At 69.4% G+C, this 22,856-nt stretch carries 13 protein-coding genes and 1 pseudogene; 6 read left to right on the forward strand and 8 right to left on the reverse strand.

All coding sequences use genetic code 11. The features are described 5' to 3' along the window. Positions 1-295: 295 nt before the first annotated feature. The 4 genes from rpiB to RM25_RS10080 form a co-directional block, all read right to left on the reverse strand. Positions 296-778: a ribose 5-phosphate isomerase B gene (gene rpiB, locus RM25_RS10065; protein WP_013162002.1), complete on the reverse strand. Its 483-nt coding sequence runs from the start codon at positions 776-778 to the stop codon at positions 296-298. A 334-nt stretch (positions 779-1,112) separates the two neighbouring features. Then, positions 1,113-1,793, reverse strand: a complete 681-nt coding sequence (locus RM25_RS10070; RefSeq protein ID WP_044636415.1) for a class I SAM-dependent methyltransferase — start codon at positions 1,791-1,793, stop codon at positions 1,113-1,115. 10 nt (positions 1,794-1,803) lie between these two features. Further along, positions 1,804-2,547: a VIT1/CCC1 transporter family protein gene (locus RM25_RS10075; protein ID WP_044636875.1), complete on the reverse strand. Its 744-nt coding sequence runs from the start codon at positions 2,545-2,547 to the stop codon at positions 1,804-1,806. A 209-nt stretch (positions 2,548-2,756) separates the two neighbouring features. Further along, on the reverse strand, positions 2,757-3,758 hold the full coding sequence (locus RM25_RS10080) for an IS481-like element ISPfr17 family transposase (protein ID WP_044636876.1): 1,002 nt from the start codon (positions 3,756-3,758) through the stop codon (positions 2,757-2,759). A gap of 552 nt (positions 3,759-4,310) precedes the next feature. Between RM25_RS10080 and RM25_RS10085 the strand changes: the two genes are divergently transcribed. Continuing rightward, positions 4,311-5,900 carry an FAD-dependent oxidoreductase gene (locus RM25_RS10085; RefSeq protein WP_158487059.1) on the forward strand — a complete coding sequence of 530 codons (1,590 nt, stop codon included), beginning with the start codon at positions 4,311-4,313 and terminating at the stop codon, positions 5,898-5,900. Between the two features lie 50 nt (positions 5,901-5,950). On the opposite strand, the gene RM25_RS10090 is transcribed toward RM25_RS10085, so the two are convergent. The 3 genes from RM25_RS10090 to modA form a co-directional block, all read right to left on the reverse strand. After that, the gene (locus RM25_RS10090; protein ID WP_044636417.1) at positions 5,951-10,327 is read right to left on the reverse strand and encodes an acyl-CoA dehydratase activase-related protein; all 4,377 of its coding nucleotides are present in this window, start codon (positions 10,325-10,327) and stop codon (positions 5,951-5,953) included. 192 nt (positions 10,328-10,519) lie between these two features. Further along, positions 10,520-12,604, reverse strand: a complete 2,085-nt coding sequence (locus RM25_RS10095; RefSeq protein WP_044636418.1) for an ABC transporter permease — start codon at positions 12,602-12,604, stop codon at positions 10,520-10,522. 32 nt (positions 12,605-12,636) lie between these two features. Next, a complete protein-coding gene (modA, locus tag RM25_RS10100) occupies positions 12,637-13,413 on the reverse strand; it encodes a molybdate ABC transporter substrate-binding protein (RefSeq protein ID WP_044636419.1) in 777 nt (258 codons plus the stop codon). A gap of 219 nt (positions 13,414-13,632) precedes the next feature. Between modA and RM25_RS10105 the strand changes: the two genes are divergently transcribed. Next, a complete protein-coding gene (locus RM25_RS10105; RefSeq protein WP_044636420.1) occupies positions 13,633-14,139 on the forward strand; it encodes a MogA/MoaB family molybdenum cofactor biosynthesis protein in 507 nt (168 codons plus the stop codon). 372 nt (positions 14,140-14,511) lie between these two features. On the opposite strand, the gene mobA is transcribed toward RM25_RS10105, so the two are convergent. Then, positions 14,512-15,144 (reverse strand): molybdenum cofactor guanylyltransferase, encoded by a 633-nt coding sequence (gene mobA, locus RM25_RS10110; protein ID WP_044636877.1) that lies wholly within the window; start codon positions 15,142-15,144, stop codon positions 14,512-14,514. A gap of 140 nt (positions 15,145-15,284) precedes the next feature. Between mobA and RM25_RS13310 the strand changes: the two genes are divergently transcribed. From RM25_RS13310 to RM25_RS10130, 4 genes and pseudogenes are all read left to right on the forward strand, one after another. Next, positions 15,285-16,460 carry a radical SAM protein gene (locus RM25_RS13310; RefSeq protein WP_052809190.1) on the forward strand — a complete coding sequence of 392 codons (1,176 nt, stop codon included), beginning with the start codon at positions 15,285-15,287 and terminating at the stop codon, positions 16,458-16,460. Positions 16,461-16,603: 143 nt separating this feature from the next. Continuing rightward, the gene (locus RM25_RS10120; protein ID WP_172952148.1) at positions 16,604-17,962 is read left to right on the forward strand and encodes a nitrate/nitrite transporter; all 1,359 of its coding nucleotides are present in this window, start codon (positions 16,604-16,606) and stop codon (positions 17,960-17,962) included. Positions 17,963-18,100: 138 nt separating this feature from the next. Further along, a pseudogene (locus RM25_RS10125) lies at positions 18,101-21,451 on the forward strand (nitrate reductase subunit alpha); the annotation flags it as partial. A 93-nt stretch (positions 21,452-21,544) separates the two neighbouring features. Continuing rightward, positions 21,545-22,852 carry an ISL3-like element ISPfr1 family transposase gene (locus RM25_RS10130; RefSeq protein ID WP_044635864.1) on the forward strand — a complete coding sequence of 436 codons (1,308 nt, stop codon included), beginning with the start codon at positions 21,545-21,547 and terminating at the stop codon, positions 22,850-22,852. Positions 22,853-22,856: the final 4 nt, after the last annotated feature.

A 22,856-nucleotide genomic window follows, 5' to 3' on the forward strand; every position in this document is an offset into this window, starting at 1 on the left:
GAGAGACTGTGGCCCGGACGATGATTTCGTCCTGGCCACAGTGCTGTCCGGCTGCGTGGTTCCGCAGGTGTGGGCCTGCATGTGTGGGCCTGCGCGTGGGGGCCTGCATATGGGGACCGCAGGTGTGGACAGCGTGGGGGTTGTTGGCCTGCCATGGCCGGGGTGACTCGGCCGCGGCAGGCCCTGATCATGTGTGGCGGCTACGGGTGACGGGGTGAGCCGTCGCGTCTGGAGCTGCGGCGACGGGTTCAGCCGTCGCGTCCGGAGCTGCCGGCGACGGGTCCGGCCGTCGCGCTTACAGCTGATCGTGCTCGTCAAGGTCGTCGGCGGTGATGTCCTGGCCGTCCTCGAGCGCGGTGATCTCACCGACCCGGCGGGCGTGGCGTCCACCCTCGAAGTCGGTGGCAAGCCACACGTCGACGATCTCCTCGGCCAGGCCGTCGGCGACCACGCGTCCGCCCAGGGCAAGCGCGTTGGCGTCGTTGTGGGCGCGCGACATGCGGGCGGCGTAGACGTCGGAGGTGATGGCGCAGCGGATGCCGTGCACCTTGTTGGCCGAGATGCCGATGCCCACGCCGGTGCCGCAGACCACGATGGCCGTGGCGGCCTCGCCGTCGGCGACCTTGCGGGCGGCGGCCGCCCCATAGATCGGGTAGTCGACGCTCTCAGTGCTGTGCGTGCCGACGTCGATCACCTCATGGCCCTTGCCCTGCAGGTATTCCTTGAGGTGTTCCTTGAGATCGAAACCGGCATGGTCGCTGCCCATCGCGATGCGCATTGTGCCTCCTGTGTGGCCCCGACGTTGGGGCTGCGAGCAGTGCGGGCGCGGTCAATGCCGGGCCCATGTCCATTGTGCGTCGTCGCGGGGCACCCGCACATACGCCCGCAGCGATCGGACATCCCCCAGTTGCCCCGGACCCAGTTACCCCGGACAAGGGGCCGCGTGGTAGATCCGGGCGCGCCGCGCGGCACATCTGGGCACGCTTATCTGGTCACTAACTGGGCAGTTGTGCGGCACGTGGTCACTCTCCTGGTCACTAACTGGACACCAGTGCGGGAATGACGCCGCACAACTGTCCGCTTAGCGGAGGTTCCGGCCCATCGATCCGGGATCAGGCGCGGCGGGCGGCGGGCGCGTCCCACACGGCAACCCAGCGCCACAGGGGCACCCGCCACCAGTGGGCACCGGGCAGGTTCCCCTCGATGAGCTCCCGGCTCTGCGTCCAGTTCAGGTCGGGTTCGGCGGTGAGCGTGTCGGGACGCCACCGGGTCTTGCCCAGGCCCAGCACGAGGTTGGCCGCCATGTCGCGGATCTCCAGGGGCCCGAAGGGGACGGGGCTGCGCGCGGTGTCGATCACCACCAGGCGTCCACCCGGCCGCAGCACGCGACGCATCTCCACCAGCCCCAGGTCCTCATTGAGGTGATGCAGCACCCCGACGCTCACCACGGCGTCGAAGCTGGCGTCGGGGAAGGGGAGCTGTTGGGCGTCGGCAAGCATGAAGTGCACGCCGGGCGCGTCGGGCGCCAGCACCTTGGCGTCGGCGTCGATGCCCACCACCTCGTGGCGAAGATCCTTGTCATCGAACGATTCCGGTGCCGGCTGGGGCTGCTTCAACCCGTCGCGACGTTCCCCCACGGGCACCGTGTCGCCGGTGGCCAGGTAGCGGGCCAGCGTGCCCTCGCCGCAGCCGACGTCGAGCACGACGCGATGCCCGTCGAGCAGTTCGGCGATGCGCGGGTAGTAGTGGGAGTTGTGGTTCCAGTGGCGGGCAAAGGGGTGTTGGTCAGCCATGTCGCCCGCCTCAGAGATGGGAGCCCAGCAGGGCGCCGATCACATAGGTGATGCAGATGGCCACCATGCCGCCGCCGATATTGCGGACGGTCGCGGCGCGCGTGGGGGAACCGCCCAGCTTGGCGCTCACCACGCCGGTGACGGCCAGCGCAAGTGCGGACGCGAGCACCGTGGCGAGCACGCGGGCGGATGGGGCCACCAGGGTGATCAGCAGCAGCGGCACCACGGCACCGATCGCGAAGCTCAGCATGGATGCGAAGGCAGCGGCCCACGGGTTGAGCAGCTCATCAGGGTCGATGTCGAGCTCCACCTCGGCGTGCGCGGCCAGCGCGTCGTGGTCGGTCAGCTCGACGGCCACCTGCCGGGCGAGGTCGTGGGAGATCCCCTTGGACTCATAGGCAGTGGTGAGTTGGTCGAGCTTGCCGTCGGGATCACGCTCCAGGGCGGCTCGTTCCTTGGCCAGACCCGAGCGCTGCGCGTCACGCTGGGTGCTCACCGAGACGTATTCGCCGGCGGCCATGCTCATGGATCCCGACACGAGACCCGCGACGCCGGCCACGAGGATCGCCCGGTTGTCGGCGCTGGCACCTGCCACGCCCAACACCAGACCTGCGGTGGACACCACGCCATCGTTGGCGCCCAGGACGCCGGCACGCAGCCAGTTCAGCCGTTCCGGAGAGGCTTCCTCTGACCCGTCGTCGTGCTTGTCCGGCCTGTTGCGGCCTGCAGGTTTCGATGGCCTCACGGCATCCACGTAGGTGATCCTCTCGTCCGGGGTGACGATGCGTCGCCTCCACAGGCGGCGCACTGACTACTCACCAAGTCAACCACCGGACGCGACGCCGGCATTCCCGTGCGCTGGCGGCGGGCAGCCCCCGCGGACGCCACGTCGGCGCGGCATTCGCGGGCGCGCACGCCCGCGTGGGTGGGCCGAGGCCTGGCGGCGTCCGGCAAGAAACCCCGCTAGATGTACTTCCCCGTGACGTTGTGAACGCGGGCTGAGGGAGTCTGGCCGCCGATCCCGGTGTGGGGTCTGTGGTGATTGTAGTGATGGAGCCAGGTCTCGTAGGCTGCGGCGCGCTCGGCTTCGCTGGCGTAGGGCTTCGCGTAGGCCCACTCGACGGCGAGGGTTCGGTTGAACCGCTCGACCTTGCCGTTGGTCTGCGGCCGGTATGGCCGGGTCCACTTGTGCTTCACCTCGTCGCCGAGCGCGTCAGCGAAGGCGCCTGACCGGTAGCAGGAACCGTTGTCGGTCATCACCGCGGTGACTGTGACGCCCAGGCCTGCGAAGAACGCGTTCGCGCGGGTCCAGAACCCCGCTGCGGTCTCTTTGCGCTCGTCGTCAAGGATCTCTGAGTACGCGATCCGGGAGTGGTCGTCCACGGCGTGGTGCAGATACCGGTAGCCGCGAGAGCCGGCTGCCCCGGCACGGGCTGCCTTGTCGCGGGCCACTCCCGCGTGACGGTCCTGCATGGATCCGCGACCGTGGGCACGCCACCCGCCGCCGTCGGGGATCCGGCCTTGTTTCTTGATATCTACGTGCACGAGCTCGCCCGGCGCGGCGACCTCGTACCGTTTCGGCTTCGGGCGGCGAACCGGCAGCCCGGTGGCCTGGTCGATGTTGATCAGCTTCGGCATCTTGTATCGGGCGAGCACCCGACCGACCGTGGAACGGTGCAACCGCAGGTGATACGCGATCCGGTGCGGACCCCACCGGCGAGTGAACCGCAACGCGACGATCCGATGCTCCGTCTTACGCGGAAGCCGGTTCGGTGACGAGGTGGGCCTCGAACTACGGTCGATCAACGGCAGCCCTGCCCGGTACCTGTCGGCCCACCGCTTCACCGTCGCGGGCGAGCACTGGAACCGTTCCGCCGCCCGCCGCAACGACCAGCCCTGTTCCACGACGAGAACAGCAAGACGACGACGCCCTTCCGGTGTCAAGGGTGCGTTAGCGTGAGTCACGAAGACCTCCGTGGTCAGGAGAGTGAGTGTGGTAACCCACATCCTGCCCGGAGGTCTTCGCTACCTCACCCGTTCACAACCTCCCGGGGAAGTACAGCTAGATGGGCACCTGTGCGGCGTCATTGCCGCACAACTGCCCACTTAGGGGACGAGTCCAGCACCGGCAACCGCTCGGCCCGGGGACGCCGCCAGGACACGGGTGATCCAGCCTCATGGCCACACCCACGAAGACAGGGTCGACAAAAGCACCGTCTACGGTGCTTTATCCGCACCTATCCCGCTAACCCCCCGCGCCCAGGGTCGTTAGGTGGCCACTTGTGCGGCGTCATTGCCGCACAACTGCCCACCCAGTGACCGGATCGGGGCGGCGGGCCCGCACGTGAGAGCGACGACAGGCGGGCGTGACGAGGAACGCCGGTCACGTGGGGCGAGGTCACGCGAACCGCAGGTTACGGGGGTGAGGGTCACAGGGGTGTCGCCGCACGCCCCCGGCCCGGCGCCCGTGGCATGCTGAGGGGGATTCATTGATCCATGGGCGCCAGGAGAGTTGACATGTCGACAAGCACGCGATTGGGCCGGCAACTGGAAGCTCCCGCACCCACATGGAACAAGTCCGCCGCCGTGGTGGTCGTCGGTGGTGGGGCCGCCGGATTGAGCGCCGCCCTCCCGTTGGCCGCCGCCCGCATCCCGGTGGTGCTGGTCTGCCGGTCGACGCTGCTCGACACCGCCACGGCCCGGTCGACGAGCCGCGGCATCGGCTGGCGCAATCCCCCGACGCGCGAACAGTTGGCGTCCGCAGGTGACGGCCTGGCCGACCCGACCGCCGCCGGACGCCTCATCGAGCAGGCCCCCGAGCTCCTCGACTGGCTGGACGCCCTGGCCCACCAGATCTCCAGCGTCGAACAAGACCCCCGCCAGCCACTGGGCATGACCATGCAGCGAACCCTGGCATCGGTGGCGCGCGTGCAGGAACTGCTGCCCGCCGGCACCCTGGCCATCGACACGCACAGCCGCGCCGTCGACGTGCTCACCGACGAGGACGGTCATGTGGCCGGACTGCGCGTGTCACGCGGCGATGGCACCATCGGCGACTACCGCGCCGGCACCGTGGTGCTCGCCACCGGTGGCGCCGCCCGCCTGTGGACGCACACCACTGCCCCCGCCCTCGCCAACGGCGACGGCCTGGCGATGGCCCTGCGCGCAGGGGCCGCACTGCGCGACCTCGAGTTCGTCTCCTTCGCCCCCACCGCCCTGAACGCCCCCCCAGAGGAACGACTGCCGGGCGAGGCCGCCGCCGAGATGGGCCCCACGCTGCGTCAGGCCGGCGCAGAACTGGTGGACGCCGCCGGCTCCACGATCGTTCCGCTGGACGAGAGCCAGCACCTGCCCGACCACGAGCTGGCGATCCGGCTGGCCGACTGGATGGCCGCCTATCCCGGGGCAACGGCATTCCTCGACGCCCGCGGCATCGGCGATCAGGCCTGGCAATTGGCCCCGCACGTGGTGATGGCGCAGGCCTGCCGTGAGCATGGCATCAACCCGGCGCGCCAGGTGATCCCGGTGCGCCCTGCCGCCCAGGCCTTCGTGGGTGGCATCGCGATCAATGAGGTCGGCGCCACCACGGTGCCGGGGCTCTATGCGGCCGGCGAGGTGGCATCGTCGGGCGCCAACGGGGCGTCCGGGCCCGCCGATGGCCTGCTGATCGACGCCCTGGTGGGCGGCACCGCCGTGGGACGCCACCTGGCGCAGGCCGAGCTGCCCGAGGCCGCCGACTCCACCGACCGCGCGCTGCGGGGCTTCCTGCCCACCGATGCCCTGGCCGGCGTGCGCACGAGCGCCGACGAGGCGCTGGGCCTGCGTCGCGAACACGAGAAGCTGCGCACCACCAGCGACTTCCTGGCCCGCCTGCCCCATGAGGAGGACTTCGGCGAGGACGAGCTCACCGGCACCAACCTGCAGGCGGTTGCCGCAGCCCTGGCGCAGGCGGCGATCGCCCGCCCCGAGAGCCGCGGCTGGCATCGTCGCATCGACCACGCCGGTGCCAGCGACAAGTGGGCCAAGCATGTGGTGGTGAGCCTGGCTGACGATGGCACCCTGCAGGTGACCACCGCCGCTCTGGACAAGCCGGTGACCACGCGCTGAGGAGTCCAGGCCCGCATCAACAATTCAATGCGGGAGAACACCCGGGCCGCTCAGGCGCGCGCATTCACCGCATTTCCGTCGCCACGGGTGGCACCCAGCACTGAGGGCAGGTCGAGCGGCGAATCGGTGTCGAAGTCATTGCTCCAGCCCGCCAGCCCGGAATCCTCCGCATTCTTGTAGGCGGTGGCAATCATCAGCTTGATGCGGTTGAGCTGGTTCACCTCCGAGGCCCCGGGGTCGTAGTCGATCGAGGTGATGTTGGCCATCGGATAGCGCTCGCGCAGCGTCTTGAACATGCCGCGTCCCACCACGTGATTGGGAAGGCAGGCAAACGGCTGGGCGCAGATCACATTCGGCGTGCCGTGCTCGATGAGGTGCATCATCTCGGCCACCAACAGCCAGCCCTCACCAGCCTGGGTGCCCAGCGAGATCACCTGCTGCGCGCGCTGCGCCATCGTATGGATCGACTCAGGTACATCGAACTTGCCGTGCGTGGCGGCCAAGGCCGCATTCGCGGTGCCCGACATCTGCTCGATGAACCACAGCGCCATCTTCTTGACGTGACGCGAGGTGCGTCCCAACCCGAAGTTCTCCCAGCGCCAATCGCCGGTCTCCATCGACTGCAGGAAGAATCCCATCAGCCCGGGCAGCACGGCCTCGCAACCTTCGTCCTCGATCACGTCCACCAGGTTGTTGTTGGCGTCGGGCTGGAACTTCACCAGGATCTCGCCCACCACGCCCACGCGCGGCTTGCGCGGAATATCCAGCAGCGGCAACTCATCGAATTCGTGCACCATCTGGCGACACAGCCACTTGAAGCTGAGCTTGCGTCCCTCGATGGCCGAATAGCGCGGCGTGGTCATGAATTCACACACCAGCGCATTCCAGCGCTGATAGAGCGCCATTGCCGACCCTTCGTCGCGTTCATAGGGACGCACCCGCAGCAGCACATTCTGCAACAGGTCGGTGAGGATCAGGCCCTGCAATGCCGCATTCACGATGGTGGGGGTCATCTTGAAACCGGGGTTCGATTCCAGGCCCTGCGCCGAGATCGCCAGCACCGGCACCTGCGAGAAGCCGGCCGCAGCCAGCCCGCGGCGCAACATGCCGACATAGTTCGTGGCGCGGCACATGCCTCCGGTCTGGGTGATCGCCACCACCGACTTCTCGGGATCGCCACCACCATCGATGAACTTGTTGATGAGCTGCCCGATCACCATGATCGCCGGGAAGCAGGCGTCATTGTTCACATACTTCAGGCCGCATTCCATGTCCTCGCGGCTGGCATGCTCCAGCAGTTCCATCGTGTAGCCGTGGCGCTTGAACAGCGGGGCCAGCACGCGGAAGTGGATCGGCGCCATCTGGGGCAGGTAGACGGTGTGGGTGGCCTTCATCTGCTTGGTGAACGCGGGCGTGGTGGCCGCCGGCACAGTGATCGGCTCGGAGGTGTCCACCTCGCTGGACACCGGACGCTCCGCGGCAGCCGCCTGCAGCGAGCGCAGCCGGATCTTCGCGGCACCCAGATTGGAGATCTCGTCGATCTTCAGCACGGTGTACACGTCGTCGCCCTGCTCGAGGATGTCCTGCACCTGGTCGGTGGTCACGGCGTCGACGCCGCAGCCGAACGAGTTGAGTTGCACCAGGTTGAGGTCGGGTTCGGAGCGCACTTGGCCGGCCGCCTCGTAGAGGCGCGTGTGGTAGACCCACTGGTCACGGGCACGCAGCGGACGCGAGAAGCCGGTGGTGGTCATGCCATTGGTCAGCGCGTCCTCGCTGAGCACCACCATGCCCAGCTGGGCGATGGTGTCGGGAATGCCGTGGTGGATCTCGGGATCGACATGGTAGGGACGTCCCGCCAGCACGATGCCGCGCATCTTGTGCTCGCGCATGTACTGCAACGCCCGGTCGCCCTCGGCCCTGATGTCGGCATGGGTGTGGGCCAGCTCGGCATATCCGGCAGTGACGGCCCGCTTGGCCTCGTCACGGGTGACATTCCAGTCGGCGAACTCCTCCACGAGCCGCTCGGCGAGCTTGTCGGGATCGTTCAGGTTGAGGAAGGGGTCCATGAAGCGCACGCCGGGCTCACGCAGCCGGTCGATGTTCTTCTCCAGCACCTGCGGGTAGAACGCCACGATGGGGCAGTTGAAGTTGTTGTCGGCCTCGTCGAACTGCTTGAGCTCGTAGCTCACGCAGGGCATCCAGATGGTCTTGACGCCGCGGTCGAGCAGCCACTCGATGTGCCCGTGGGCCAGCTTGGCCGGGTAGCAGACGTTCTCGGAGGCGATCGACTCCATGCCGGCCTCGAACAGGTCGTGGTTGGAGCGTCCCGACAGCATCACCTTGAAGCCCAGCTCGGTGAGCACGGTGAACCACAGCGGATAGTCCTCGTACATGCCCAGCGCGCGCGGGATGCCGATCTCGCCACGGGTGGCCTTCGCGTCGGTCAGGCGCCGGTAGCCGAAGATGCGCTTGTACTTGTAGTCGTACAGGTTCGGGATCTGCGACTTGCGGGGACGCGCCTCCAGCGACGCGCCGCGCTCGCACCGGTTGCCCGACACCTGGCGTCCACCATCGTCGAACAGGGTGATGGTGAGCTTGCAATGGTTCTGGCACAGCTGGCAGACGCGCTGGCTCGATTCCACGCTGAACGCGTCGAGGTCGCGGCTCATCATGGCCGACACCTCGCCGTCGACGGCATGTGACCTGGCCGTGAGTGCGGCACCGTAGGCGCCCATCAGGCCGGCGATGTTGGGACGCGTCACCTGCACGCCGGTGAGCAGCTCGAAGGCCCGCAACACCGCGTCGTTGAGGAAGGTGCCGCCCTGGGCCACCACATGGTCGCCCAGCTCGCCGGTGTCGCGCAGCTTCATCACCTTGTACAGGGCGTTGCGCACCACCGAATAGGACAGCCCGGCGGAGATGTCGCCCATGCCGGCGCCTTCCTTCTGGGCCTGCTTCACCGAGGAGTTCATGAACACGGTGCAGCGGCTGCCCAGGTCGACCGGCGCGTCGGCAGCCAAGCCCTCCCTGGCGAACTCGCGTACGTCGGTGCCCATCGTCTGGGCGAAGGTCTGCAGGAAAGAGCCGCAGCCCGACGAGCAGGCCTCGTTGACGGCGATCGAGTCGACGACGCCGTTGCGAATGCGCAGGAACTTCATGTCCTGGCCGCCGATGTCGATCACCGAGGTGACCTCGGGACAGACGACCTTCGCGGCCCGGAAGTGGGCCATCGTCTCGATCTCACCCTCATCGGCGTGGATGGCGGTCTTCACCAGGTCCTCGCCGTAGCCGGTGACGCAGGCGCGCGCCAGGTTGGCGCCCGCCGGGAGCGCGCCGAGCACGGTGCGGGCGATGCCGACCGCGGCGGCCACCGGGTCGCCCTGGTTGGAGCCGTAGCTGGAGTGCACGATGGTGCCCTCATCGTCGATCACCACCGACTTGATGGTGGTGGAGCCGGCGTCGATGCCCAGGTAGAGGTGGCCCTTCGCGTCGGCCATCTCGCCCTGGGGGACGGTGGCCCTGGAGTGGCGCTCGATGAATTCGGCGCGTTCGGCGTCGTCGAGCAGCAGCGGACGCATGGTCTTCGACGCCACCGACACCTCATTGGCGCTGTCGAGTTCGGCGGCCAGGTGCGGCAACGACAGGGTGGGGCCGCCGGCCAGGAAGGCGGCGCCGATCGCGACGTAGAGCTGGGCGTCGTCGGGGGTGATGTAGTCGTTCACATGGTCGCCGAGCACGCGGCGGAAGGCGGCCCGCAGCTCGGGCAGGAAGTGCAGCGGACCGCCCAGGAAGATCACCTTGCCGCGGATGGGACGCCCGCAGGCGAGCCCGGCAACGGTCTGGGTGGCCACGGCCTGGAACACCGAGGCGGCGATGTCGGAGTGTGCGGCGCCCTGGTTGAGCAGCGGCTGCACGTCGGTCTTGGCGAATACGCCGCAGCGCGAGGCGATCGGGTAGAGGTGGTCGAACCGGGCCGCGAGCTCGTTGAGCCCGGGCGCATCGGTGTGCATCAGGGTGGCCATCTGATCGATGAAGGCCCCGGTGCCGCCGGCGCAGGAGCCGTTCATGCGCTGTTCGGGCGTGGGGTGCAGATAGGTGATCTTGGCGTCCTCGCCGCCCAGCTCGATCACCACGTCGGCCTCGGGGTTGAGGCGTTCGATGGCGGCGGTGGCGGCGATCACCTCCTGCTGGAAGTCGACGCCCATCATGCGGGCGACGCCCAGGCCACCCGAGCCGGTCATTGCCACCTTGAGCACGTCGTCGGGGAAGCGGTTGCGGATGTCGAGCAGCAGTCGCTTCATCTCGCCGCGTACGTCGGCGTTGTGGCGCCGGTAGTCGCTGAACACGATGCGCCCGCCGTCCATGACCACCGCTTTGACCGTGGTTGACCCCACGTCGAGGCCAAGACGCAGCGCATCGTCGCTCATAGGACACCCCTTTTGACGGGTCGTCTCCGCCCCCGCCGTCCAATTAGAATGCTCGTTCTGTTTTCCATGGTAATCGTTATCCGCACCGTCGGCGAGGGCGGGCCGGGACTCGGGTGTGGCGCCGGGTTGAGCCCTGCGAGAACCCGGGTGCGGGGCGGAGGCGGGTTGCCGGGCGGACGCCGCGACGGCGACTCAGGGGCCGACGGGCGCCGGCGCGGGAACCAGCCGCACCTGGGTGGCCTTCACCGAGCACCACAGCCGCTGGCCGACCGCCAGCTGCAGCTCGGCCCAGGCGGCCGGGGTGATGCGGGCCGAGATCACCGGACCGTCGTCGAGCGCGACACGCACGGTGACAAGGCCTGATGCCGCATCGACCGCTTGCACGACGCCGGGCAGCAATGAGCGCGGGGAGCCCTGCTGGGGCACGCGGAACAACGAGACGGCCTCGGGCGCGAACACCAGCGACACCGGCGAACCCGGGGCCGGGAACCCGGCGCCGGGGGCCGTGCTGGCGGAAGGCATGCTGTCGGGAGGCATGCTGTCGGAAAGCGGGGTGTCGGGGGCCAGCGCGTCTGGAGGCAGCGCGCCCGGGAACAGCTCGCCTGGGGACAGAGTGCCGGGGAACAGGCTGTCGGGGTCGATGCGGGCCGCGGCCAGCCGGCGCGAGCCGATCGCGATGCCGGGCAGGGCGTCGGCACCCACGATCAGGGCGCCCGAGACGATGTTGAGGCCGGCCAGGCGGGCGGTGAAGTCGGTGGTCGGGGCGGCCAACAGCCGTGCCGGCTCGCCCTGCTCGGCCACCCGTCCATGCTCGAGCACCACCAGCCACGACGCCAGGCGCACCGCCTCCACCACGTCGTGGGTGATCAGCACGGTGGTGGTGCCGCGGTGGGCCAGCCGGTCGGCCAGCACCTGCGTCACCCGGGCGCGGGCCTGCACGTCGAGGGCCGAGGTGGGTTCGTCGAGGATCAGCAGCCGCGGGTCGAACACCAGCGCGCGGGCCAGCGAGACGCGGGCGGCCTGGCCTCCCGACAGCTCGTCGCCGCGCCGGAAGGCCAACTGATCTGCCCCGACCGCGGCCAACTGGGCGTGGGCGGCGCGTCGGGCCGCCGCACGCGGGACGCCCCGGGCGCGCAGCGGGTAGGCAACATTGGCCAGCACGCTCAGGTGGGCGAACACCTGTGGGTCCTGGCGCACCATCGCCACCCCGCGGCGGCGCGCCGGGGTGAAGGTGGTGGCGGTGTCGTGCACCTGCGGCCCGATCGACGCCGTGCCGCTGTCGAGCGCCAACGCCCCGGCCAGCACCTGGGCCAGCGTCGACTTGCCGGCGCCGTTGCGTCCCATCACGGCCACCACGCGCCCGGCCGGGATGTCGAGCGACACCTGCCAGTCGCGGGCCGTGACCGCACCGTCGACATGCACCGGCACGGCGGCGGCGCGCTGTTGCCCGGCCGGGTCCGGCACATCGGTGGGCGTGGGCGACGCGGGCTCATCCTCGGCGGCCGGGCGGCGCCGACGCCCGGGCCACTCGGTGAGGGCGACGATCACGGCGGCGGCCACGATGAGCACCACACCCAGCGTCAGTGCGGTGCCGGAGTCGGCCTCGCGGGCGAGGTAGATCTCCAGGGGCATGGTGCGCGTGACGCCCTGCAGCGAGCCGGCGAAGGTGAGGGTGGCGCCGAACTCGCCCAGGCAGCGGGCCAGCGCCAGGGCGGTGCCGCGGGCCAATCCGGTCGCCACGGTGGGCAGGGTGATGGTGAAAAGCACCCTGCTGGGGCCGGCGCCCAGGCCGGCAGCGGTCTGTTCGAGGCCCTGGGTGCGCGAACGCAGCGCCGCCTCCAGGGTGATCACCAGGAACGGCAGGGAGACGAACACCTGGGCCATCACCACGGCGATCGTGGAGAAGGCGATGTGCACCCCGGCGGCCTCCAGGCCGGCGCCGAGGACGCCCTTGCGTCCGAAGGTCACCAGCAGCGCCAGGCCTGCCACCACCGGCGGCAACGACAGGGGCAGGGCGACGAGCACGCGGGCCACGCGCACCCCACGCCACCGGCGCGACAGGGCGACGGCCGCGGGAACCCCGAGCACCAGGTCGATCACGATGGCGGCCGCGCAGGTGCGCACGCTCAGCCACAGGGCGTCGCGGGCACTGTCGCTGGTGATCACCCGGCCGAAGCTGGCCCAGGGCACCTTGGCGCCCATGAACAGCAGCGGCACCACCAGGTAGGCCAGGGCCACGCCGGCCAGTGCCACCAGCCACCAGGGTGCTGGGGACACCCGTGGTGCGCGGCGGCGGGGCCGGGCGTCGTTCACTGGCCGGGAGTGGAGAAGCCGTGGGCGTCGAGCACCTGGCGTCCGGCCGGCGAGGTCACCAGGGCGACGAACCGCCCGGCGAGGTCCTGCTGGCGCGAGGCGGTCACCGTGGCGATCGGGTAGTCGTTGACCACCTTGTCGGCATCGGCGATGGGAATCGTGTCCACGGCGTCGCCCGAGGCCATCGCATCGGTGCGGTAGACGATGCCGGCGTCGGCCTGGCCGGTGGACACCTTGGCGCGCACATCGGTCACCTTGTCCTCCTCACTGACCGGATGCAGCGTGACGCCGAGCAGCCCGGTGAGCTGGGTGGTCGCCGCGCCGCAGGGCACGGCCGGGGCGCAGATCACCAGCTTGGCGCTGTCGAGCGAGGAATCGAGTCCGGTGACATGGGCCGGGTTGCCGGCCGGCGTGATCAGGGTGAGCACATTGGACGCGAAGGTGGTGGGTTGGCCCACCAGCTTCTTGTCGCTGGCCTTGGCCATGGTGGAGGTGTTCGCGGTGGCCAGCACATCGGCCGGCGCCCCGTTGTCGAGCTGGTCGACCAGGGTCTGTGAGCCGGCGTAGCTGAACGTCACCTTCACTCCCGGGTGCGACGCCTCGAACTGCTTGCCCAGCTCGTCGTAGCTCTCGGTCAGCGACGCCGCCGCATAGACGGTGAGCGTGGCGTTCTGGCTGGACGAGGCTCCCCCCGAGCCCTTGGACGAGCCGCAGGCGGCCAGCGTCAACGACAGCAGGCAGGCGGTGACAAGGGCGAATGGGCGGGTTCTCATGGGCGCTCCGGGGTCGTGAGAGGGGGACGGGTGGCCGGCGCGAGTCCGCGGCGACCACGCGTCAAGTTACCAAGGGCGACGGTCCGGTGGGCGGGGCGGGGTAATTGCGCGGGCGGCCCGGCGATACGCACCCGGTGCCGCCTGCGGGCTCGAATAGTGTGGTGCCATCCCCACCAGAGCCGCCACTGCCCTGGCGCCCACCCCGAGCGAGGAGCCCTCATGCCGCACAGCGACTACGACCTGGCAGGCATTCGTGCAGCGATCATCACCACCAACAACCGCGTGCTGGCCGGCGAACGTCCCGACCGCGGCGGCCAGCTGGCCGTCGAACAGCTCGCTGCGGCGGGCCTGCAGACGTCCGAGCCGGTGGTGATCCCCGAGGAGCACCATGCGGTGGCCGAGCAGCTGCGCGACAGCCTCGATGAGGGGAACCGGTTGGTGATCGTGCTGGGCGGCACCGGCTTCGGCATCCGCCATGAGAGCCCCGAGGTGGTGCGCGAGGCGATCGAGGTGGAGATTCCCGGCATCGCCGAGCAGATCCGCGCCCATGGGCTGACCAACACGCCGCTGTCACCGCTGTCGCGTGAAGTGGTGGGCGTGACGGCCCGCGACAAGACGGGCGCCCTGGTGGTGGCGTCCCCCAGCTCGAAGGGCGGGGTCGCCGACACGCTGTCGGTACTGATCCCCCTGTTGAAGGACATCTTCGGCCAGCTCGACGAGATCTGAGCCCCCACAAGCCGCCGGACGCAGGATAGGTGCGGATTAAGCACCATCTACGGTGCTTTTCTCGACCCTGTCTTCGTGTTGCGGGCGGGAGGCCGGACGGCCCATGTCCCGGCGGCGCGCGGGTGCCGGGTGATTTCGTGGCGGATTCGTCGCTCAGTGGATAGCTGTGCGGGAATGACGCCGCACAGGTGCCCACTTAACGGCCGGAACCGGGTCAGGGCGGGGCCGGACCGGAAGCGTCATTCAGGGAGGACTTTTGCAGGGTAGACGACGTAAAAGTCCTCCCTATCCCTGATGCCCGGCACCCTCTGCCGCCGCCGCAGCATCCACCGCGGCACGCCCCACGCGTCGCCCGCCACGTCACCCCGCGCCCTACACCAGGCGCCCACGCCACCAGTCGAGGTCATCGGGGGTGTCGATGTCGCGGCACAGGTCCGCCGGGCTCGGCAACTCCACCAGGTTGAGGACGCGCAGGGTGCGCGCAACACCGCGATTGCGCACCTGCCCGGCGTCGGCCAGCAGCCTGCGCAACGGACCGGCCCGGTAGACGGCCTGCAGGTATTGACGGAACGGTGCGGGCTCGCCACCACGGGCCACCACGCCATCCGCATCAGGGCGGGCCGACAGCGCGGCAACAAGCAGCGGCGCCAGGTCGACGATTCCGGGGCTGTCGACCGCCGTCACCAGCACCAGGGCGTGAGAGCCGGCCAACGCGGCCAAACCGGCAGCCAACCCGGCCACCGGACCCCCATCGGGCGGGTCCTCCAGGGTGCGCCGCACCCCCGGGGGCACCTCCACGTCGCGGGGCGCCACCACCACCGCATCACCATCGACCGCGGGCACCAATCCCGACAGCACGATGTCGAGCAGCCGACGCTGCCCCAGCCGCAGGTCGGCCTTCGACACCCCACCAAGGCGTTGCCCACCACCGCCGGCCAGGATCACCGCGCCCACCCGGCCGCGCCGGCCGGCATCGGGACGTGCACCTGAGGGGGTGGCTGCCATGGCCCGATCATCGCGCATCACGCGCCCGAACATGCCGGGCATGCCCGATCAGCCGAATATTGCGGGGTGATGCCGTCAAAAAACACAGCCACCCGCCCCGCAGCCCCTCGCACGCCGTCACCCGCTTGTACTCTGAAACGGTGCCCGCCACCCCCCTGCCCAGCGCCGATGGTGCGCTGCGCGACCGCCACGGCCGGACCGCCCACGACCTGCGCGTCTCCCTGACCGATCGGTGCAACCTGCGGTGCAGCTATTGCATGCCGCCCGAGGGCCTGGCCTGGCTGCCCACCGACCAAATGCTCACCGACGCCGAGGTGACGCGCCTGTGCACACTGGCCGTCACCCACCTGGGCATCCACAAGATCCGCTTCACCGGCGGCGAACCGCTGCTGCGCAAGGGCCTGGAGTCGATCGTCGCCGCCTGCGCCGGCCTGCGCACCGACCGGGGCAGCTCCCCCGAACTCGCGCTCACCACCAATGCACTCGGCCTGGCCCACCGCGCCCGGGCCCTGGCCGACGCCGGACTCGACCGGGTGAACGTCTCGCTGGACACCCTGGACCGCGAACACTTCGCCCGCATCACCCACCGTGATCGCCTGCCCGACGTGCTGGCCGGCATCCGCGCCGCACAGGACGCCGGACTGACACCGGTCAAGGTGAATGCCGTTGTCACCCGCGCCATCAACGCCCCCGACCTGCCCGAGCTGTTCGACTTCTGCCTCGACAATTCCCTGCAACTGCGGGTGATCGAACAGATGCCGATCGGCCCCGAGGGCTCCTGGGACCGCGCCTCCATGGTCTCGCGCGCCGAGATCCTGGAACTGCTAGCCACCCGCCACCAGCTCGCCGAGCTCAGTTCCCCGCCGACGACCGGGACGTTGCCAGATGGAGCGTTGCCAGATGGGATGCCACCCAGCACCGTCCAGCCCGAGCACTCCGCACCGTCCACCAGCGCGCCGCACACCGCCGAACCCACCGTCGCCGAACCCACCACCGCCCCCCTCGACCCGCACGCACCGGCCCAGCTGTGGCAGGTCGACGGACGCGCCGACACCACGGTGGGCATCATCGCCTCGGTCTCGGCCCCCTTCTGCCAGGCCTGCGACCGCACGCGACTCACCAGCGACGGCCAGGTGCGCTCCTGTCTGTTCTCCACCACCGAGACCGACCTGCGTGCCCTGCTGCGCAGCGGGGCCACAGACGCCCAGCTTGCCGACGCCTGGCGCACCGCCATGTGGGCCAAGCCACGCGCCCACGGCCTCGACGAGCCCTGGTTCGCCGTGCCGTCGCGCACCATGAGCCGCATCGGAGGTTGATCCCGGTGCACACACCGGGCACCCCCAGGCCCTAGAATTAGTCGCGATAAATCCGTCGAAAATCCTGTCGCTGCCGGCACCGCGCGATCGTCGAGCACGTGGGTTGCGCCGCCCACCCCATGCAGCGTCGCGAGAGGAACGACATGGCCACCACGCCTGCGGGAGCCCCGTCCTCACCGGGTGCCGCGCTGCACACGTCCGGACGGGTGCTCACCAACTGGAACCCCGAGGACGCCGCCACGTGGAGCCCCCGCATCGCGTGGCGCACGCTGGCGATCAGCACCTATTCGATGATCCTGGCGTTCTGCGTCTGGTTCCTGGTGAGCGCCATCGCGCCGAAGCTCAACTCCATCGGCTTCGGGCTGACGACCGGCCAGCTCTACTGGCTGGCCGCCATGCCGGGCCTGTCCTGCGGCCTCATCCGGCTCGTCTACATGTTCCTGCCGCCCATCATGGGCACCCGCAAGCTCGTCGGCTGGAGCTCGCTGCTCTACCTCATTCCGATGTTCGGCTGGTTCTTCGCGGTGCAGAACCCCCACACCAGCTTCTGGGTGCTCATGGTGCTGGCCTTCACCTGCGGCATCGGCGGCGGCACCTTCTCGGGCTATATGCCCAGCACCGGATACTTCTTCCCCAAGCGTCTGCAGGGCACCGCGCTGGGGCTGCAGGCCGGCATCGGCAACCTGGGCATGTCGATCATCCAGCTGGTGGGTCCGATCCTCATGGGCTTCAGCCTGTTCGGCATCACCTGGCTGGCCCCCGAGCACACCGCCAGCGGAAACCTGTGGGTGCACAACGCGGCGATCTTCTTCGTGCCGTGGACGATCGTCGCCGCCATCCTGGCGTTCACGCTGCTCAAGGACGTGCCGGTGAAGGCCAGCTTCCGCCAGCAGATCGACATCTTCAGCAACCCCGACACCTGGCTCATGACGCTCATGTACGTGATGACCTTCGGCCTGTTCTCGGGATTCAGCGCCCAGTTCGGGCTGCTCATCAACTCCACCTACGGCGAGACGAGCCGCTTCGCCGGCATGGCCGCGCTGCCGCAGGGCGTCACCTACGCCTTCCTCGGCCCGCTCATCGGCTCACTGGTGCGCGCCGGCTGGGGACCGCTGTGCGACCGCTTCGGCGGCGCCATCTGGACGTTCACCTCCGGCGTCGGCCTGGTGGTCACGCTCGGGTGGGCGGCCCTGTTCCTCAACCCCAGCGATCCCGGCCAGTTCCCCGGCTTCCTGTGGGCGATGCTGATCATGTTCTTCTTCGCCGGCATCGGCAACGCCGGCACCTTCAAGCAGATGCCGATGATCATGCCCAAGCGCCAGGCCGGCGGCGCCATCGGTTTCACCGCCGCCATCGGCAGCTTCGGCCCCTTCTTCATCGGCATCGCACTGTCCGCCATGAACGCCGCCGTGTGGTTCTGGATCTGTGCCGCATTCTGTGCGCTCTGCTCGGTGATCTGCTGGATTCGCTACGCCCGTCCGCGGGCGCCGTTCCCCGGCTGATCGCGCCGTCCCCACCCCTCTTGGAGGTCACCAATGTCCACCAGCCAGCGCCAGCACGACCCGCACGAGAAGCCCGCGCACGAGCATGAGCAGCACAAGGCCGCCGACGGGAGCGGCTCCGGCTCCCCGCTGCTGCGCATGGGCAGCTGGCTGCGACGCGGCAAGGCCTCGCGCGACACCCGCCAGCTGTTCCTGGCCGGCGGACGCGACGCCGACGCCTTCTACCGGCAGCGCTGGAGCTACGACAAGGTGGTGCGCTCCACCCATGGCGTGAACTGCACCGGCTCCTGCTCGTGGAAGGTGTACGTCAAGGACGGCATCATCAGCTGGGAGACCCAGGAGACCGACTACCCCACCACCGGCCCCGACCTGCCCGAGTACGAGCCCCGCGGCTGCCCCCGCGGCGCAGCCTTCAGCTGGTACGAGTACTCGCCCAACCGCGTGAAGCACCCCTATGTGCGCTCGGCGCTGCTCGACCCCTACCGCGAGGCCCGCGAACGCCTGGGCGACCCGGTGCTGGCCTGGGCGTCGATCACCGACGACCCCGCCATCTCGCGCAGCTACAAGTCGGCGCGCGGGCACGGCGGCATGGTGCGCGTCAGCTGGGAGGAGGCCACCGAGATCATCGCCGCGTCCTATGTGCACACCATCAAGGCCTACGGGCCCGACCGCATCGCCGGGTTCTCGGTGATCCCGGCGATGAGCATGATCTCCTACGCCGCCGGATCGCGCTTCCACGAGCTGCTGGGCGCGCCGATGCTGAGCTTCTACGACTGGTACGCCGACCTGCCGCCGGCCAGCCCGCAGGTGTTCGGCGACCAGACCGACGTGCCCGAATCGGGCGACTGGTTCAACGCGCAGTACCTGATCATGTGGGGCTCCAATGTGCCGCTCACCCGCACACCCGACGCGCACTTCATGACCGAGGCGCGCTACCACGGCCAGAAGGTCGTGGCGGTGAGCCCCGACTTCGCCGACAACACCAAGTTCGCCGACGACTGGCTGCGCGTGGCCCCCGGCACGGACGCCGCGCTGGCCCAGGCCATGGGCCATGTGATCCTGTCCGAGTTCCATGTCAGGCGCCGCGAGCCGTTCTTCCTCGATTACATGCGCCGCTATTCCGACGCGCCCTTCCTCATTGAGCTGGACGACGCCGCCACCGACGCCCCCGCCTCAGGCAGCCCCGCCACCAACGCGGCCACACAGGTCGTCCCCGGCAAGTTCCTGACCGCCGACAAGATGCCGGCCGGCACCACCGAACGCACCGACAACCAGGCGTTCCGCCCGCTGGTGCTCGACGCCGACGGCACCGTGAAGGACCCCGGCGGCACGCTCGCCGACCACTTCGGCGACCAGGGCGCCGGGCACTGGAACCTCACCCTCGACGGCGTCGCCCCGGTGCTGTCGCTGATGGACACCGACGACTGGACGCCGGTGGAGGTGACCCTGCCGCGCTTCGACCTGCCCACCCAGCCCGGCCAGGCCAGCCTCGGCGGCGGCACCGTGCGCCGCGGCGTGCCGGCGCGTCGGATCAATGGCCGCCTGGTGACCACCGTCTTCGACCTGCTGCTGGCCCAGTACGCCGTGGGACGCGAGGGCCTGCCCGGCCAGTGGCCCACCGGCTACGACGACGCCTCCACGCCGGGCACCCCCGCCTGGCAGGAGGAACTCACCGGCGTCGCCAGCGGTGCCGCCATCAAGATCGGCCGCGAATTCGCCCTCAATGCCCTGGAGTCGAAGGGCCGGTCGATGATCCTCATGGGCGCCGGCGTCAACCACTACTTCCACGCCGACCTCATCTACCGCACCTTCCTGGCGCTCACCACGATGTGCGCCACCCAGGGCGTCAACGGCGGTGGCTGGGCCCATTACGTGGGCCAGGAGAAGGTGCGTCCGGTCACCGGGTTCTCGAACTACGCGTTCGCCCTCGACTGGCAGCGCCCGGCCCGGCAGATGATCGCCACCGGCTGGTTCTACCTCACCACCGACCAGTGGCGCTACGACGGGGCACGCGCCGACGCGATGGCCAACCCGCTGGGAGGGGCGTCGTTCGCCGGCAAGACGACGGCCGACTGCCTGGTGGAATCGGCCCAGCGCGGCTGGATGCCCAGCTACCCCACCTTCGACCGTTCGCCCCTCGAGTTGGGACGCCAGGCCCACGAGGCCGGCATGGCGCCGGGTGACTATGTGTCCGGCGAACTACGCGCCGGGCGCCTGCACTTCGCCGCCGAGGATCCCGACGCACCCGAGAACATGCCCCGCGTGCTGGCCAATTGGCGCACTAACCTGCTCGGCTCGTCGGCCAAGGGCACCGAGTTCTTCCTGCGCCACATGCTGGGCGCCGACAACGACGTGCAGGCCAGCGAGCTCGACGCCGACCATCGTCCCGCCTCGATGACCTGGCGCGACGAGGCACCCGCCGGCAAGCTCGACCTGATGTGGACCGCCGACTTCCGCAACACCTCCACCACCCTGCACTCCGACGTGGTGCTGCCGGCGGCCACCTGGTACGAGAAGCACGACCTGTCGAGCACCGACATGCATCCCTTCGTGCACTCGTTCAACGCGGCGGTCGACCCGCCGTGGGAGGCCCGCACCGACTTCCAGACCTTCCAGGAGCTGGCGCATCTCATCTCACGCATGGCGGCCACCCACCTGGGCACCCAGACCGACGCGCTGGCGGTGGCGCTCACCCACGATTCGCCCGACGAGCTGGCCACCCCCGGTGGCGTCGTGGACGCCGAGCGGGGCTGGGTGCCGGGCGTCACCATGCCCAGGATCGTGGCTGTGGAGCGCGACTACACCCAGATCGGCAACAAGTTCGACACGCTCGGCCCGCTGCTGGCCAGCGCCGGCATGACCACCAAGACGGTCGCCTTCCATCCCGACCGCGAGCTCGACGAGCTCGGCGAGCTGAACGGACGCGCCGACCAGGGCCGCGGCGCCGGGGCCGGCAGGCCCCTGGTCGACACCGACATCAAGGCCGCCGACGCCGTGCTCAAGCTGTCGGGCACCACCAACGGACGCCTCGCCACCCAGGGCTTCCGCACCCTGGAGGCGCGCACCGGCACCCAGTTGGCCGACCTGGCCGCCGCCGACGAGGACAAGCGGATCAGCTTCGCCGACACCGCCGTGCAGCCGCGCTCGGTGATCACCTCACCGGAATGGTCGGGTTCGGAACATGGCGGACGACGCTATTCGGCATTCGTGCAGAATGTGGAACGCAACAAGCCGTGGCATACGCTCACCGGGCGTCCGCAATTCTATCTCGACCATGATTGGATGATCGACCTGGGCGAAGCCCTGCCGATATTCCGTCCACCGCTGGACATGGCCCATATCTATGGTGGGCAGGCGCTCGGCGAGGCACGTAGCACCGCCACGGGGGAAACCCAGGTGGCCGTGCGATATCTCACCCCGCACAACAAATGGGCCATCCATTCCCAGTACTACGACAATCCCTATATGCGGCTCTTCACGAACGAGGGTGTAGCGGGTTGAGCGTGTCGGTGGCCGGGTAGGGGTCGAGGTCTCCCTGAGGATGGAAGTTCTCACACTCGCCATCTGCCGGAAGACCTCGACGTGTCACACCCTACTTTCACTACACCTTGCCTGACCACGTTCTGCGGTCTCGACGAGCTCGGCCTGGAGGCTGTCGGGCAGCGTCTGGACCCGGATCGGGCGGTGATCGAGTGCCGTGTCGTGGAGCCGGACCGGTGGTGCCGCGAGTGTGGATGCGAGGGCGCCCCGCGCGACACGGTGATCCGTCGGCTCGCGCATGAGCCATTCGGGCATCGGCCCACGACCCTGCTGATCCGGGTCCGGCGCTACAAATGCTGCGGGTGTGGGCGGGTCTGGCGGCAAGACACCACGGCCGCCGCGCCGGTACGGGCGAAGATCTCCCGCGGTGGGTTGGCGTGGGGGCTGGCGGGCTTGGTCCTCGATCATCTCTCGGTCACGCGTGTCGCGGCAGGGCTGGGGGTGTCCTGGTCCGCCGCGAACGACGCGATCCTCGCCGAGGGCCGCCGGCGGCTGATCGATGACCCGGCGCGGTTCGAGGGCGTGACCACGATCGGCGTCGACGAGCACGTGTGGCGACACACCCGCCACGGCGACACGTACGTGACCGTGATCATCGACCTGACCCCGGTGCGCGACAAGACCGGCCCGGCACGGCTGCTGGACATGGTCGCCGGACGCTCGAAAGCCGTGTTCAAGACCTGGCTCGCCGCCAGACCGAAGCCCTGGCGAGAGGGGATCGAGGTCGTCGCCATGGACGGATTCACCGGGTTCAAGACCGCCGCCGCCGAAGAACTGCCCGACGCGGCCCCGGTCATGGATCCGTTCCACGTGATCCGGCTCGCCGGTGACGCGCTGGAGAACTGCCGACGCCGGGTACAGCACGACGTCTTCGGCCGGCGGGGCATGAAGGGCGATCCGCTCTACCAGGCCAGACGGACCCTGCTCACCGGTGCCGGTCTGCTCACCGACAAGCAGCAGGCGCGGCTAGATGCCCTGTTCGCCGACGACAGGCACGTCGAGGTCGAAGCGACGTGGGGCATCTACCAAGACATGATCACCGCCTACCGGGACAAGGACCGCGGCCTGGGCAGATTCTTCCTCGCGCACACGATCGACAAGATCAGCGCCAGCGTCCCGGAGCAGCTCGTCGAGATCCGCAAACTCGCCCGCACCCTCACACAGCGCGCTTCGGACGTGCTCGGCTACTTCGACCGCCCCGGCACCAGCAACGGCCCCACCGAAGCGATCAACGGCCGACTCGAACACCTCCGCGGCACGGCCCTCGGCTTCCGCAACCTCAGCCACTACATCGCTCGGTCGCTGCTCGAAGCCGGCGGATTCAGACCCGCGCTACACCCTCGTTCGTGAAGAG

The sequence above is a fragment of the Propionibacterium freudenreichii subsp. freudenreichii genome (genome assembly GCF_000940845.1).
Classification (GTDB): Bacteria; Actinomycetota; Actinomycetes; order Propionibacteriales; family Propionibacteriaceae; genus Propionibacterium; species Propionibacterium freudenreichii.

Excerpts from the sequence above, each read along its gene's own strand:
- modA (WP_044636419.1), bottom strand. The coding sequence starts at position 13,413 with ATGAGAACCCGCCCATTCGCCCTTGTCACCGCCTGCCTGCTGTCGTTG.
- rpiB (WP_013162002.1), bottom strand. The coding sequence starts at position 778 with ATGCGCATCGCGATGGGCAGCGACCATGCCGGTTTCGATCTCAAGGAA.
- mobA (WP_044636877.1), bottom strand. The coding sequence starts at position 15,144 with ATGGCAGCCACCCCCTCAGGTGCACGTCCCGATGCCGGCCGGCGCGGC.
- RM25_RS10105 (WP_044636420.1), top strand. The coding sequence starts at position 13,633 with ATGCCGCACAGCGACTACGACCTGGCAGGCATTCGTGCAGCGATCATC.
- RM25_RS10120 (WP_172952148.1), top strand. The coding sequence starts at position 16,604 with ATGGCCACCACGCCTGCGGGAGCCCCGTCCTCACCGGGTGCCGCGCTG.
- RM25_RS10090 (WP_044636417.1), bottom strand. The coding sequence starts at position 10,327 with ATGAGCGACGATGCGCTGCGTCTTGGCCTCGACGTGGGGTCAACCACG.
- RM25_RS10085 (WP_158487059.1), top strand. The coding sequence starts at position 4,311 with ATGTCGACAAGCACGCGATTGGGCCGGCAACTGGAAGCTCCCGCACCC.
- RM25_RS10070 (WP_044636415.1), bottom strand. The coding sequence starts at position 1,793 with ATGGCTGACCAACACCCCTTTGCCCGCCACTGGAACCACAACTCCCAC.